This window comes from Streptacidiphilus jeojiensis (assembly GCF_042510965.1).
Lineage (GTDB): Bacteria > Actinomycetota > Actinomycetes > Streptomycetales > Streptomycetaceae > Streptacidiphilus > Streptacidiphilus jeojiensis.
Window position 1 is genome coordinate 85,212 of sequence record NZ_JBEUKS010000011.1, and the last position, 14,424, is coordinate 99,635.

Here is a 14,424-nt window from a genome sequence, read left to right on the forward strand (position 1 = left end):
ATAGCCGCTGGGTCCGACAAACCGCGAACGGCGTGGGGAGTCCGGGTGCTCGCGGAGCACAGGGACGTTTCTGCTTCACACCTGCGGGTGGCCGGGTTCTCCACATCCCCCGGGTTGTCCACAGCGAGCGCCGGACCTCCCGGGCCGGGGCCGCGGACCGGACATGCTCGACCCATGAACGAGCACGCGCAGCCCCCGACGACTCCCCTCGACCATCCCGTGGTGACCATGCGGACCCCCGCCGACATGGTCGACGTCCTGCCCTTCCTGCTCGGCTTCTTCCCCAGCGACAGCGTGGTCGCGCTGGGGCTGCAGGGCCCGCGGCGCAGGCAGGGCGGCACGGTGCGGATCGACCTGCCCCCGCCGCCGTCCTGGCCCGGCGCCGCGGCGGAGGTGGCCCGCTACCTGGTGGCGCTCTCCGAGCACCGCGACCGGCGTCCCGACGCGGTGATCCTCTACCTCTGCCGCGATCCCGAACCAGGGCAGGACGGCCGAGCCGTCCGCGACGCGCTGGCGCCGCTGGCGACCGAACTCGCCGAGGCGTTCCGCGCGGTGGGCATCCCGCTGCACGAGTCCCTCTGTGTCTCGGCGGGGCGCTGGTGGTCCTACGCCTGCGGCAACCCGGTCTGCTGCCCCGAGGAGGGCACGCCGGTCGAACGGCCGGGCAGGACGCCGGCGGTGGCCGCGGCGGCCGCCTACGCCGGTATCAGCGTGCGCGGCAGCCTCAAGGAGTTGGAGCAGGAGCTCGCCCCGGTGGGTGCCTCCGGGGCGGAGGAGCAGTTGCGGGCCTTCGAGCGGGTGGTTCCGGCCCTGGTGGCCGAACTGTCGGAGGACGGCGGCCGGGAGGCGGTCAGGGCGCGCACCGCGGAACTGGTGGACGCCGCGGTGCTGCGGTTCGGCGGTGGCGCCGTCGACCTCCCGCCGGAGGAGGCCGCCCGGCTGATCCTCGGCCTGCAGGACCGGCTGGCCAGGGACCGGGCCGCGGAGTGGCTCGACCCGCCCGAGGTGGAGCACGCCCAACGGCTGTGGCGGTTCCTGGCCCGCCGCTGCACCGGGCCCTTCGACGACCACGCGGCCGCCCCGCTCTCGCTGCTGGCCTGGACCGCCTGGGTCACCGGGGACCAGGTCACCGCGAGGATCGCACTGCGACGGGCGTTGGAGACCGACGAGGACTACACCTTCGCCCGGCTGCTCTACGAGGCGGTCAACACCGGGGCCCAGCCGCAGTCGCTCTGCGCCACCCTCCGCGCGGAGCGCCGCGCCCGGCAGCGGCGCGGGGCCGGACGCCGTCCCGGACGGGCCCCCGGCGAGCGCAGACGGGTCAGGACCGGCCGGGGGACGGGTTGCGCGGCTCCACCGTCCGGGGGTGTTTATCGTCAGTGAGACGACTATGATCGCGCCCATGTCGCGTTACGATCCGTCGGCCTTCCCCCCGTTCGCGGTCACTGTTGACCTGGTCGTATTGACCGTTCGCGATCATGCACTGTGCGCCCTGATGGTGCGCCGCGGCGAGCCGCCGTTCCAGGGCTTCTGGGCACTGCCCGGTGGCTTCGTGCGCCCCGACGAGGGGCTGATCGAGGCGGCCGCCCGCGAACTGGCCGAGGAGACCGGGCTGCGCACCCATGGCGCGGTGGGCCAGGAGCCCGGGGAGGGGGCCCATCTGGAGCAGCTGGCGACCTACGGCGACCCGCAGCGCGACCCGCGGATGCGTGTGGTCAGCGTCGCCCATCTGGCCCTCGCCCCCGACCTGCCCACCCCGCGCCCCGGCGGGGACGTCCGCAGCGCCCGCTGGGCACCGGTCGAGGAGCTCCTGGGGCGCGGCAAGGACGACGGCCTGCTGCTGGCCTTCGACCACACCCGGATCCTGGCCGACGGCGTCGAGCGGGCCCGCTCGAAGATCGAGTACTCCGCGCTGGCCACGGCCTTCTGTCCGGCCGAGTTCACCGTCGGGGAGCTGCGGCAGGTCTACGAGTCGGTCTGGGGGGTCTCGCTCGATCCGCGCAACTTCCACCGGAAGGTCACCGGGACGCCCGGGTTCCTGGTGCCGGCCGGCGGTACCACCACCCGTCAGGGCGGCCGCCCGGCCCAGCTGTTCCGGGCCGGGGACGCGACGGTGCTGAACCCGCCCATGCTGAGGCCCGACGCCTGAGGCCTGACACCCGGGGGCTGACGCCTACATGCCGTAGCGCCAATACCACGCAAAGTAACTAAGTCGGTCTATCGTGCTGGCAACGGGCGGAGGAAGGCTGCGCACCGGCATCGCGAGGTGAGGCCCTGTGTTCCAGGCGATCGGACTGACCAAGAGCTGGCGCAGGGGGCGTCCCCCGGCCCTGCTCGACCTCTCCTTCGACGCGCGCGAGGGGCAGGTCACCGTCCTGCTCGGAGCAGAGGGCTCGGGTCGCACCACGGCGCTGCGGCTGGCCCTCGGACTGGACCGCGGCCAGGGCGTCGCGCTCTTCGACGGCCGTCCCTACCGGCGGATCCGGCGTCCGGAGCGGGAGGTCGGTGCGGTCCTCGGTGATCCGGGGCGGCACACCGGGCATCCGGGCCGGGAGGCCCGCGGGCACCTGCGCATGGTCGCCGCCGCCGTCGGGGTCCCGGCCCGCCGCGCCGACCAGCTGCTGGAGCAGACCAGGCTCGCCCCGGCGGCCGGACACCGGCTGCGCACCTTCTCGCCGGGTATGAGCCGTCGGCTCGCCCTGGCCGAAGCGCTGCTCGGCGATCCCGGCACGCTGCTGCTGGACGAGCCCACCCACGGGCTCTCACCCAAGAACACCGAATGGTTCCACGCCTTCCTGCGGGCCTTCGCCGCAGGCGGTGGCACGGTCCTGGCCACGGTGCGGGATCCGCGCGAGGCCGCGGCGCTGGCGGACCGGGTGGTCACCCTGGACGGCGGCAGGCTCATGGCGGACCAGGCCAAGGCCGACTTCGTCGGCAGCCGGCTGCGTGACGAGGTGTCAGTACGCGGTCCCCAGGTGGGCCGGCTCGCCGACCTGCTGACCGAGTCCGGCGCCCAGGTGCGCAGGGAGGGCGGTGCGGGCATCGCCGTGGTCGGCGCCTCCCGTACCCAGATCGGTGAACTCGCCTACCGGCACGGCATCCTGCTGCACGAGCTCGCCGATCGCGCAGCCGGCTCCAGTTCCGGGCCCGGGATCGCGCCCGCGCCCGCACCGGTGGCCGTCCCGCAGTCCACGTCGGCGGGCGCGAGCGCCCTGCCCCCGCCCTCGGCCGCGCCGGCGCAGCCCGGCGAGACCGTCGTCGTGCTGACCCCGGGGAGCGCGGTCTCCGCCTCGGTGCCGGTACCGACGGCGGACACCGCGACCCGCTCCCGGGTCCCGGCCGGTCTCGCCTCGGTCAGCGGTCCGCTGTACCGGGACGAGCCCCCCGCGTCCGACCAGCGAAGCGAGTGAGCACGTGCACGCACTGACCTATGAGCGCCGACGGCTCACCGGGATCCGGTCCACCTGGCTGGTCCTGGCGGCCGTACTGCTCGCCGACGCCGCCGTGGCCGCGCTGACGGTCCGCCAGCCCTCGCTGGCGGACCCGGTGCGGGTGCTCACCGCCGGGGTCCCGCTGCTGCCGCTGCCGATCGCCGCCCTGGGCGCCGGTGTGGTCGGCGCACTGTCGTACGGGCACGAGGTGCGCTACCCGGTGCTGCAGCCCCTGCTGCTGCCCGTCCGTCGCCGCCTCGGCCTGCTGCTGGCCAAGCTGCTGGTCTCCGCCGTCTACTCGGTGCTGCTGGTCGCGGCGACCCTGGCGGTCGACGCCGGGGTGTACGCCGTCGTACTGCACCGGCCGCCGACGCCGGCGCCGGCCCTGGTCGGCTTCGCCGCGCTCGCGGTGGCGGCGGGCTGGATCGGGCTGCTCGCGGCCGCCCTGCTACGCAGCGCCGCCGCGGGGGTGCTGGTGCTGCTGACCCTGCCGGTCCTGGTGGAGCCGGCGGTGCGGCTGCTGCGCGACGGCAGTCTGACCGGGGACCGGCTGCGGGCCGCGCACTGGCACCGGCTGTTCCCGGTGGACACCGGCCACGCCTGGCTCTACGGGCCGCTCAGCGGGCTGCACAGCACCGCCTCGCTGTCGCCGCGGGGTCTGCTGCTGCTGGCCGCCGGTCCGGTCCTGCTGCTCCTGCTCGGCTACCTCGCCGTGCTGCCCCGCCGCCGCGGGGTCTAGGGACGGCGGCGGCCAGGGACGGCGGCGGCCAGGGACGGCGGGGGTCCAGGGACGGCGGGGAACGGGGGGATCCGCGCGACCGCTCGACCAGGTGTGCTGACGCTGAGTGATCGTCAGGGCCCCATCCTCGCCAGACTCTGCCTGTTTTGCGCAGAAGATGCAGATAAAGCGTCAATTGTCTGGTGACAGGCGATCACCCTTTCGTGTGCTTTTCACGAAAGTCCTCAAGGCGCGGGCCGCCATCGCCGACAAAGGAGACGTGAGTACCGTTGCGCATCCCCCCATGACCACCACCCGCCTGTCCGAGCCGTCCCGCTCCGGCGTCGGCGAGCTGGACCGCTTCCCCGTCGGCGAACGCACCGCCGAGCGGGCCTTTCCCGAGCGCGGGGCTCCTGGCCCCTCACTGCACTGGGACAGCGCCGAGTCCGACCTCGGCCGGCCCGGCCGCCGGGTCGCCGGCGGCCGGGGCCGGGGACTGCACGGGCAGCTGGTCCAGCAGCTCGGGCAGATGATCGTCTCCGGTGACCTGGGCGCGGACCGCCCCCTGGTCCCCGAGGAGATCGGCCAGCGTTTCGAGGTCTCCCGCACCGTCGTCCGCGAGTCGCTGCGGGTGCTGGAGGCCAAGGGCCTGGTCAGTGCCCGTCCGAATGTCGGCACCCGGGTCCGCCCGGTCGCCGACTGGAACCTGCTCGACCCCGACATCATCGAGTGGCGCGCCTACGGTCCGCAGCGCGACGACCAGCGCCGCGAACTGTTCGAACTGCGCTGGGCGATCGAGCCGCTGGCCGCCAGGCTCGCGGCGGGGCACGGCCGGGACGAGGTCCACCAGCGGATGGTGGACATGACCGAGATCATGGGCCACGCCGTCGCCCAGGGCGACCAGGTCACCTTCAGCCGTGCCGACAGCGAGTTCCACGCCCTGCTGCTGGAGCTGGCCGGGAACCGGATGCTGGAGCACCTGGCCGGGATCGTCGGCTCCGCGCTCACCGTGTCCGGAAGCCCGGTCACCGCGTGCGAGCGCCCGTCCGAGCCGTCGGTCGGGCTGCACACCCGTCTGGTCGAGGCGCTCGGCACGGGTGACGGCACGGCGGCGGAAGCGGCCATGCGTGCGCTTCTGACGGTCCATCCGGAGGTCGACCACGTGGTTCCGGCGCCCCGCGAGCACTGAGCCCGCCGTCCCCGCCAGCAGGCCGCCGCCCGGATCCGGGCGGCGGCCTGCTGCGTCCCGCGGCCGAGTTCCGCGTAACCTTCACCGGATCGGGCGACCACAGGAATGATCCCGCCATCTCCCCGGGTTGTCCTGGGTAGGTTCCGGGCAGCAGCGTCCTCGGGCGACTGTGACCTGCACCACCAAAGCGAGGCGTAACACTTCTCCGCGGGCAGCGATGTCTACGGAGGCGGCGGCACTTCGTGTGCCGGGCGCCGAACCCGGTTCAGCTCCAGATTTCACGTCCAGCAGTTACCAGAATCCGCCCTCACGGGTCGGTTTCTGTTCACTCACGTCCGAGAGGTTGTTCGTGTCGGCCAGCACATCCCGTTCGCTCCCCCCCGAAATCGCCGAGTCCACCGCGCTGATGGCACTCATCGAGCGGGGTAAGGCACAGGGGCAGATCGCCGGCGATGACGTGCGCCACGCCTTCGAGGTGGACCAGATCCCGGTCACCAAGTGGAAGAACGTCATGCGCAGCCTCAACCAGGTCCTCGATGAGGAGGGTGTGACGCTGATGGTGAGCGCGGCGGAGTCGTCCGCCCCCAAGCGCCCCCGCAAGAGCGTCGCGGCGAAGAGCACAGCGACGAAGGCGACCGCGACCAGGGCCGTGCCGACGCGTACGGCGCCTGCGGCTCCCGCTCCCACGACCCGGGCGGCGGCACCGCGTGCCGCCGCCGTGACCGCGCCCCAGCCCGCAGCCGTGGTGGTCCCGGCGGGCCCGGCCGACGACCTCGACGAGGCGGCGCCGGTGCTGGAGACCGCCGCTCCGGCCAAGAAGGCGGCCCCGGCGAAGAAGGCCGTCGCCAAGAAGGCCGCCCCGGCGAAGAAGACCGCGGCCAAGAAGACCGCCGCGGGCAAGGCCAAGTCCGACGAGGACCTCGGCGCCGAGGACGAGGCCGCCGAGGACGCGGCACCGGCCAAGGCCGAGGGCGAACCGGTCGAGGGCGAGGAGGAGTCGCAGGGCTTCACGCTCTCCGACGACGACGAGGACGATGCCCCGGCCCAGCAGGTCGCCGTGGCCGGCGCCACCGCCGACCCGGTCAAGGACTACCTCAAGCAGATCGGCAAGGTCCCGCTGCTCAACGCCGAGCAGGAGGTCGAGCTGGCCAAGCGGATCGAGGCCGGCCTCTTCGCCGAGGACAAGCTGGCCGCCGCCGACAAGCTGGCCCCCAAGCTCAAGCGCGAGCTGGAGATCATCGCCGAGGACGGCCGCCGCGCCAAGAACCACCTGCTGGAGGCCAACCTCCGGCTGGTGGTCTCGCTGGCCAAGCGCTACACCGGCCGCGGCATGCTGTTCCTGGACCTGATCCAGGAGGGCAACCTGGGTCTGATCCGCGCGGTCGAGAAGTTCGACTACACCAAGGGCTACAAGTTCTCCACCTACGCGACCTGGTGGATCCGGCAGGCGATCACCCGTGCCATGGCCGACCAGGCCCGCACCATCCGTATCCCGGTGCACATGGTCGAGGTCATCAACAAGCTGGCCCGCGTCCAGCGCCAGATGCTCCAGGACCTGGGCCGCGAGCCCACCCCGGAGGAGCTGGCCAAGGAACTCGACATGACCCCCGAGAAGGTCGTCGAGGTGCAGAAGTACGGCCGCGAGCCGATCTCCCTGCACACCCCCCTCGGTGAGGACGGCGACAGCGAGTTCGGCGACCTGATCGAGGACTCCGAGGCGGTCGTCCCGGCCGACGCGGTCAGCTTCACCCTGCTCCAGGAGCAGCTGCACTCGGTGCTGGACACCCTCAGCGAGCGCGAGGCCGGCGTGGTCTCGATGCGCTTCGGCCTGACCGACGGCCAGCCGAAGACCCTGGACGAGATCGGCAAGGTCTACGGCGTGACCCGCGAGCGGATCCGCCAGATCGAGTCCAAGACCATGTCCAAGCTGCGCCACCCCTCCCGCTCCCAGGTCCTGCGCGACTACCTGGACTAGCGGAGCCGCACCCGGCAGGAAGCAGGCACCGGCGGCGGGCGTCATCCCTCGAAGGGATGTGCCCGCCGCCTTTGTGCGCGCCGACCGGATGCCGAGCGTGACCGGGCGCATACGCTGGGTCGCAGCCATGCGCATGTGCGCAGGGGTGCGGAAGCGGCGAAGGGCGACGGGTGGCGGGCAAGAGGCGTACGGCGGAGGCGGCCGGGGCGGCGGGGGCAGTGGCGCGGCGGAGGGGGCGCAGGGTCCTGCTGGTCCTGCTGGCCGCGCTGCCGGTACCGGTGGCGACCAGTACCCCGGCCCTGGCGCAGGGGCAGTTGCGGATCATCGGCGGCACCGGGGCCAGCACCCAGCAGGAGCCCTGGATGGTGGCGCTGGGCAGCAGGTCGGTCTACGGCGACTACCGCTCCGGGCAGTTCTGCGGAGGGACGCTGGTCTCCCCGACCAAGGTGGTCACCGCGGCGCACTGCCTGTACGACGAGTCGACCATGCGTCCGGCGAACCGGCCCGACCTCAGGGTCATCGTCGGCCGCAGCGACCTGTCCACCTCGGCCGGCTCCGAGGTGCCGGTCTCGCAGGTGTGGATCGACCCCGACTACTCGATGCGCAGCAACATGTGGGACGTGGCCGTACTCACCCTCGCGGTGCCCCAGCCGGGCCGCGCGGTGCTCCCGTTGGTGGATCAGGGCGCCACGGCGCCCTACCAGCCGGGGACGGCGGCCACCGTCTACGGCTGGGGCGACACCAGGGGCAACGGGCAGTACCCGATGACGCTGCACTCGGTCCAGGTGCCGATGATCGCCGACTCCACCTGCGCCCGGGACTACCCCGGCGGGCCCGACGGCGCCTTCCGGGCGAGCAGCATGGTGTGCGCGGGGGACCAGGCCCGGGGCGGCCGTGACGCCTGCCAGGGCGACAGCGGGGGCCCGCTGGTGGTCGCCGGGCGGCTGGTGGGCCTGGTGTCCTGGGGGACGGGCTGCGCCGAGGCGGGCCACCCGGGGGTGTACACCAGGGTCGCCGCGATGGCCGACGCGGTGCGGGGCCAGCTGTGACCTGACGCACTGTGAGCTGACAGGGTGTGATATGCGTCACCCTTGCGTGCCGGCAGCGCGGCGGACGCAGAGAGCCGGGCCCCGACCTCTCGGTCGGAGCCCGGCTCTTCGTCGCTGTTCAGCTCGTCGTCGGGGCTGCCTTCAGCGCAGCCCGGTGGAGCGCCTCAGTGATCCTCTTCACCCGAGGACGACGGTGCGGCCGTCAGCCGGCCGGTCTCGTCCTGTATCTCGGCTGCGATCTTCTTCAACTCCGGCTCGAACTTGCGGCCGTGGTGAGCGCAGAAGAGCAGCTCGCCGCCGGATGCCAGCAAGACGCGCAGGTAGGCCTGGGCACCGCACCGGTCGCAACGGTCAGCTGCGGTCAGCGGGCTCGCGGGGGTCAGAACTGTAGTCACGTCGCCTCTTCTCTAGCTCGACGAGCTGTCGTACCAGGGTCAACATCCAACCAGGCCGAAAACGTTCCCGCTTGCGGCTTTTCTTTTGTGACGCTCGGGTGCGGGTCGGCCCGGCCGTTGAGCCGGGAAGGGGATCCCCCGCCTGAAGGAGCGGAGGAGGGGAGACGGCGGTGACCGCTGTGTCGCTGCCGCTTCTCCCCTTGGAGCCTCGGGGATTTTCTCTTGTTGGAGAGGACGTGCCCCGCGCTCCCTTGGTTCATGCCTGCTGCCGACTATGGCATGCACGTCACTCGTGCGGGATATCGAACGCTTGTCCGACTTACCCTACGGGGTGCGCGTAGCATAAGCGGCGAGCAGGTCGGAGCAGAAGCCCCAGCCCACACACCGGTAGCCTGCATCCCGGCAGCATTGACGCCATGGTGCACCGGCCTCCCGCAGGGGGGCCAGGAAAAGGGCCCGTGTTCGCGCTCCGCGTAGCGCCGGACCGGCCATTGACCGGACCGACCATTGAGGAGTCCAACGACTCGGGGGCTCGCCCCCGAGGCTGTGAAGCCCGCAGGTGGCCGCGACGAGCGAAGCGCCACCGCATCGAGAGACCGGAGTAGTAGCGCGTGACCGCCGAAACAACCGTGCCGACCGCCGCCCTCAGCGCCGGCGGGAGCTCCGCCAGCGACGGTTCCTACACCGCGCGGCACCTCCTCGTCCTCGAAGGCCTGGAGGCGGTCCGCAAGCGGCCCGGCATGTACATCGGGTCCACCGACAGCCGCGGCCTGATGCACTGCCTCTGGGAGATCATCGACAACGCGGTCGACGAGGCGCTGGCCGGCCACTGCGACCGGATCGAGGTGTTCCTGCACGCCGACAACTCGGTCGAGGTGCGCGACAACGGCCGCGGCATCCCGGTCGACGTCGAGCCGAAGACCGGCCTCTCCGGGGTCGAGGTGGTGATGACCAAGCTGCACGCCGGCGGGAAGTTCGGCGGCGGCTCCTACGCGGCCTCCGGCGGTCTGCACGGGGTCGGCGCCTCGGTGGTGAACGCGCTCTCCGCGCGCCTGGACGTGGAGGTGGACCGCAGCGGCCACACCCACGCCATCAGCTTCCGCCGCGGCACCCCCGGGACCTTCGCGGGCGAGGGTCCCGACGCCGGGTTCACCGCCGCCTCAGGGGCGAACGGCGCCCTGGCCAAGGCCAGGAAGGCGCCGCGCGGCCGCACCGGCACCCGGGTCCGCTACTGGGCCGACCGGCAGATCTTCCTCAAGGACGCCAGGCTCTCGCTGGACAACCTGCACGCCCGGGCCCGGCAGACCGCGTTCCTGGTCCCCGGGCTGACCATCGTGGTGCGCGACGACCGGGCCCTGGACGGGGCGCCCACCGACGAGCAGACCTTCCGCTTCGACGGCGGCATCGCCGAGTTCTGCGACTTCCTGGCTCCGGACAAGGCCGTCTGCGACACCCTGCGGCTGCAGGGCACCGGCAGCTTCAAGGAGACCGTGCCGGTCCTGGACGACCTCGGCCACATGACCCCGACCGAGGTCACCCGGGAGCTGGGGGTGGACATCGCGCTGCGCTGGGGCACCGGCTACGACACCACCCAGCGCTCCTTCGTCAACATCATCGCCACCCCCAAGGGCGGCACCCATGTCGCCGGATTCGAACGCTCGCTCACCAAGACCCTCGGCGAGGCGCTGCGCGCCGCCAAGCTGTTGCGGGTCGCCGAGGACGACATCACCAAGGACGACGCGACCGAGGGCCTGACCGCGGTCATCACCGTCCGGCTGGCCGAGCCGCAGTTCGAGGGCCAGACCAAGGAGGTGCTCGGCACCTCCGCCGCGACCAGGATCGTGGCCGCGGTGGTGGCCAAGGAGCTCAAGGCGTTCCTCACCTCCACCAGGCGCGACGACAAGGCCCAGGCCCGTGCCGTGATGGACAAGGTGGTCGCGGCCGCCCGCACCCGGGTCGCCGCCCGGCAGCACAAGGAGGCCCAGCGCCGCAAGACCGCTCTGGAGACCAGCTCGCTGCCGGCCAAGCTGGCCGACTGCCGCAGCGACGACGTCGACCGCAGCGAGCTGTTCATCGTCGAGGGGGACTCCGCGCTCGGCACCGCCAAGCTGGCCCGCAACTCCGAGTTCCAGGCGCTGCTGCCGATCCGCGGCAAGATCCTCAACGTCCAGAAGGCGTCCGTCTCGGACATGCTGAAGAACGCCGAGTGCGCGGCGATCATCCAGGTGATAGGAGCGGGCTCGGGCCGGACCTTCGACATCGACCAGGCCCGCTACGGCAAGATCGTGCTGCTCGCCGACGCCGACGTCGACGGCGCCCACATCCGGATCCTGCTGCTCACGCTGTTCCAGCGGTACATGCGGCCGATGGTCGAGGCCGGGCGGGTGTTCTCGGCCGTGCCGCCGCTGCACCGGATCGAGCTGACCAACCCCCGCAAGGGACAGGAGAAGTACCTCTACACCTACTCCGACAGCGAGCTGCGGAACACCCTGCTGGAGCTCCAGCGCAAGGGGCAGCGCTGGAAGGAGCCGGTGCAGCGCTACAAGGGCCTCGGCGAGATGGACGCCGACCAGCTGGCGGAGACCACGCTGGATCCGCGGCACCGCACCCTGCGGCGGATCAACGTCGGCGACCTGGACGCCGCGGAGAAGGTCTTCGACCTGCTGATGGGCAATGACGTGGCCCCCCGCAAGCAGTTCATCGTGGACTCGGCGGCACTGCTGGACCGCTCCCGCATCGACGTCTGACCCCGGTCCGGGCAGGTCCCGGGCAGGCCCTCCACCCTGGGGTGGAGGGCCTTCTCCATCCCCGCTTCCACCCCTGCTCCGAGGCTCTGAACTGCGCCGATCCGTACCTTCGAGAGTGTCTTCAGTACCCCTCGAACCCCTCGAAACCGGAGCAGATCATGGGAAGCACCGCGAACGTCGCCCTGACCGTCGTGGTCGTGATCTATGTCGTCGTCCGTCAGTTCCGGGCCCGGCGGATCACCAGCGACAGCCGGAGGATGCTGGTCGTCCCCGCGGTCCTCGCCGTCCTGGCCCTCAGGGACCACAGCCTGATCGACCACGCCCACCGCACCGCCTCGGTGGCGCTGCTGGTGGTCAGCATCCTGCTGGAGGTGGCGATGGGCTTCGCCTGGGGCTTCACCACCCGGGTCTGGCGGGACGCCTCCGGTACGGTCTGGGCCAAGGGCACCGTCGCCACCGGGTTCGCCTGGGTCGGCATGATCGTCGCCAGGATCGCGCTCTACGCGGTCGGCAGCGCGATGGGCGTGGCCGAGGGACAGGGCGTGCTGCTGCTCTCGCTGGCCGCCGTGCTGCTGGTGCGCACCGCCGTGGTCAGCTGGAGGGCACGCGAGACGGGCCCGTCGTACGGTGTCCCTGCGGTGGGCTGACGGCCCGACGGATGACGGACGGACACGGCGTGGACAACTGGACCGAATGGCCCTCCCGGGAGGCGGTCGACCGGGAGGGCCGGACCCGTGCCCGGCTCTGGTTCGCCTACGGGGGCCGGTGCGTGGGGCTCGGCGCGGTGCTGTGGGTGACCTTCGCCCAGGAGCACCGCGACGCGGCGCACACCTGGGCGGTGGCCGCGATCGCCGCCGTGGGGGTGCTGGCCTTCTGGCGCTTCCTGCGCCGCAGCCGGGAGCAGCGGCTGACCCCGGCACTGCTCTGGGTGGCGGTGGTCTTCGTCCAGGCACTGTTCGCGGTGACCAACGGGGGCGAGGCCCTCGGCGTCCTGCTGATGTGCGTGATCGCCCTCGGTTCGCTGCAGCGGCTCCCGCTGATCGTGGCGGTCCCGGCGGTGTCCCTGGGCACCCTGCTGTTCATGCTGCTGGCGTCCGCCTCGGTGCAGGGCTACGGCAATGCCGCCGTCATCACCGGTCTGGGCGTGCTCGGTTACGTCACCAGGATGGACTGGGAGGCCAGGGCCAACACCCAGCGGCTGCTGGCGCAGGAGCGGGCGGCGCGGGTCGCCGAGGCGGAGTCGGCGGCACTGGCCGAGCGGGCCAGGATCGCCAGGGAGATCCACGACGTGCTGGCGCACAGCCTGTCGGCGCAGCTGGTCCACCTGGAGGCGGCCCGGGTGATGCTGGACGCCGGCGCCGACCGGGCGCAGCTGCGCGAACGGATCGTCGCCGCGCGGCGGATGGCACAGGACGGGCTGGCCGAGACCAAGCAGGCGCTGTCGGCGCTGCGCGGGGAGTTCGCGCCGGTGTCGGAGTTCCTGAAGACGCTGGCGGAGGCCGACGGGGCGACCGTGGAGATCAAGGGACTGGCCCGTCCGCTCGGCGCCGAGGCCGGTGTGGCGGTGCGGCGCACCGCGCAGGAGGCGCTCACCAACATCCGCAAGCACGCTCCGGGGGCTCCCTGCGCGATCCGGCTGTCGTACCTGGAGGGCAGCGTCGAGCTGGAGGTGCGCAACGGGGCGGCGGCCCGCCGGGAGGACGGCCCGGACGGCGCCGAACTGACCCGCAGCGGAAGCGGGCTGGGGCTGCTGGGGATGCGCGAGCGGGCCGAGCTGCTCGGCGGATCCCTGCAGGCCGGACCGGACGGCGAGGGGTTCAAGGTCCTGCTGAGGGTGCCCGCCGCCTAGGGTGGAGCGATGAGCGACGCTGTGGTGCGGGTACTGGTGGCGGACGATCAGAAGGTCGTGCGCGAGGGGATCGTGATGCTGCTCGGGCTGCTCCCCGGGATCGAGGTGGTGGGAGCGGCGGGTGACGGCGAGGAGGCGGTGGCGCTGGCCGCCGCGCAACTGCCCGACGTGGTGCTGATGGACCTGCGGATGCCCCGGTGCGACGGGGTCGAGGCGACCCGCCGGATCCGGGCCGCGCATCCCGCCACCGAGGTGGTCGTGCTGACCACCTACGCGAACGACGACTCGCTGTTCCCAGCCCTGCAGGCGGGCGCCCGCGGCTATCTGACCAAGGACGCCGGGGCCGAGGAGATCGCCCGAGCGATCAACGACGTACGGGCCGGGGCGGCCGGGCTCTCGCCGCAGATCCAGCGCCGACTGCTGGAGCGCTTCGCCGCCCCGTCCGCCCCGCCCGCCCCGCCCGCCTCGCCCGCTCCGTCCGGCGCGGCTGCTGCGGATCCGGATCCGGCGCCCCCCGCCGCCGTCGCGCCGACGCTGCCGGACGGGCTGACCGCGCGTGAGGCGGAGGTGCTGGGCCTGATCGCCGACGGGCTCTCCAACGCCGAGATCGCCGCCCGACTGTTCGTCAGCATGGCCACCGTCAAGACCCACATCAACAACCTCTTCGCCAAGACCGGGGTCAGGGACCGGGCCCAGGCGGTCGGCTACGCCTACCGGCACGGTCTCTCGCACGGTTAGCGGTCGCATCACCTGATGGGGTGAACGTCCGCACACCGGACCACGGCGGCGCCCGGCGCTCAGCATGCTGGGGGAGACGGGAGGGGAATCCGGGGGACCCGTCACTCCATCGACGCGGGAGCACAGTTGTTGAGACACCGGGAACCGGAAACGCCGCCGGAGGCGCAGGCCGCCGAGGCGCCGGCTGGAGACCAGGACGGTCGGCGGGGCGGTGCCGCCGGTTTCGACTGGTGGGCGGCGCCGACGTCGCGGCCCCGGGCCGTGGCGGCCCGGACAGAGGCAGTCCAGCCGGAGCAGGCCCAGACACAGGAGGCCGAGCCCCAGGAGGCCGAG

General features: G+C 72.6%; 12 protein-coding genes. 11 read left to right on the forward strand and 1 reads right to left on the reverse strand.

What is annotated here, in order from left to right; all coding sequences use genetic code 11:
* Positions 1-174 precede the first annotated feature (174 nt).
* From ABUW04_RS27880 to ABUW04_RS27910, 7 genes are all read left to right on the forward strand, one after another.
* Entirely contained in the window at positions 175-1,383 is a 1,209-nt protein-coding gene (locus tag ABUW04_RS27880) for a DUF4192 domain-containing protein (RefSeq protein WP_380567061.1), read from the forward strand.
* A 19-nt stretch (positions 1,384-1,402) separates the two neighbouring features.
* Positions 1,403-2,149 carry an NUDIX hydrolase gene (locus ABUW04_RS27885; protein ID WP_030259093.1) on the forward strand — a complete coding sequence of 249 codons (747 nt, stop codon included), beginning with the start codon at positions 1,403-1,405 and terminating at the stop codon, positions 2,147-2,149.
* Between the two features lie 127 nt (positions 2,150-2,276).
* Positions 2,277-3,410, forward strand: coding sequence for an ATP-binding cassette domain-containing protein (locus ABUW04_RS27890; RefSeq protein ID WP_380567064.1), 1,134 nt, complete (start codon positions 2,277-2,279; stop codon positions 3,408-3,410).
* 4 nt (positions 3,411-3,414) lie between these two features.
* A complete protein-coding gene (locus ABUW04_RS27895; RefSeq protein WP_380567066.1) occupies positions 3,415-4,170 on the forward strand; it encodes a hypothetical protein in 756 nt (251 codons plus the stop codon).
* Between the two features lie 205 nt (positions 4,171-4,375).
* Entirely contained in the window at positions 4,376-5,338 is a 963-nt protein-coding gene (locus tag ABUW04_RS27900) for a FadR/GntR family transcriptional regulator (protein WP_380567068.1), read from the forward strand.
* Between the two features lie 349 nt (positions 5,339-5,687).
* Positions 5,688-7,313 carry an RNA polymerase sigma factor gene (locus tag ABUW04_RS27905; protein WP_380567070.1) on the forward strand — a complete coding sequence of 542 codons (1,626 nt, stop codon included), beginning with the start codon at positions 5,688-5,690 and terminating at the stop codon, positions 7,311-7,313.
* Between the two features lie 218 nt (positions 7,314-7,531).
* Entirely contained in the window at positions 7,532-8,362 is an 831-nt protein-coding gene (locus ABUW04_RS27910) for a S1 family peptidase (RefSeq protein WP_380567335.1), read from the forward strand.
* A gap of 164 nt (positions 8,363-8,526) precedes the next feature.
* On the opposite strand, the gene ABUW04_RS27915 is transcribed toward ABUW04_RS27910, so the two are convergent.
* Positions 8,527-8,757, reverse strand: a complete 231-nt coding sequence (locus ABUW04_RS27915; protein ID WP_380567072.1) for a DUF7455 domain-containing protein — start codon at positions 8,755-8,757, stop codon at positions 8,527-8,529.
* Between the two features lie 611 nt (positions 8,758-9,368).
* Between ABUW04_RS27915 and ABUW04_RS27920 the strand changes: the two genes are divergently transcribed.
* From ABUW04_RS27920 to ABUW04_RS27935, 4 genes are all read left to right on the forward strand, one after another.
* A complete protein-coding gene (locus ABUW04_RS27920; RefSeq protein ID WP_030259078.1) occupies positions 9,369-11,504 on the forward strand; it encodes a DNA gyrase/topoisomerase IV subunit B in 2,136 nt (711 codons plus the stop codon).
* A gap of 158 nt (positions 11,505-11,662) precedes the next feature.
* Positions 11,663-12,151 (forward strand): DUF1453 domain-containing protein, encoded by a 489-nt coding sequence (locus tag ABUW04_RS27925; RefSeq protein WP_380567074.1) that lies wholly within the window; start codon positions 11,663-11,665, stop codon positions 12,149-12,151.
* 11 nt (positions 12,152-12,162) lie between these two features.
* Complete coding sequence (locus tag ABUW04_RS27930; protein ID WP_380567076.1) at positions 12,163-13,353, forward strand: sensor histidine kinase; 1,191 nt, start codon at positions 12,163-12,165, stop codon at positions 13,351-13,353.
* Positions 13,354-13,362: 9 nt separating this feature from the next.
* Positions 13,363-14,091 (forward strand): response regulator, encoded by a 729-nt coding sequence (locus tag ABUW04_RS27935; protein WP_380567078.1) that lies wholly within the window; start codon positions 13,363-13,365, stop codon positions 14,089-14,091.
* The last annotated feature ends 333 nt before the right edge of the window (positions 14,092-14,424 follow it).

Bases quoted from the DNA above. Each gene is read 5' to 3' on its own strand.
- ABUW04_RS27885 (WP_030259093.1), top strand. From the start codon at position 1,403: ATGTCGCGTTACGATCCGTCGGCCTTCCCCCCGTTCGCGGTCACTGTT.
- ABUW04_RS27880 (WP_380567061.1), top strand. From the start codon at position 175: ATGAACGAGCACGCGCAGCCCCCGACGACTCCCCTCGACCATCCCGTG.
- ABUW04_RS27935 (WP_380567078.1), top strand. From the start codon at position 13,363: ATGAGCGACGCTGTGGTGCGGGTACTGGTGGCGGACGATCAGAAGGTC.
- ABUW04_RS27925 (WP_380567074.1), top strand. From the start codon at position 11,663: ATGGGAAGCACCGCGAACGTCGCCCTGACCGTCGTGGTCGTGATCTAT.
- ABUW04_RS27930 (WP_380567076.1), top strand. From the start codon at position 12,163: ATGACGGACGGACACGGCGTGGACAACTGGACCGAATGGCCCTCCCGG.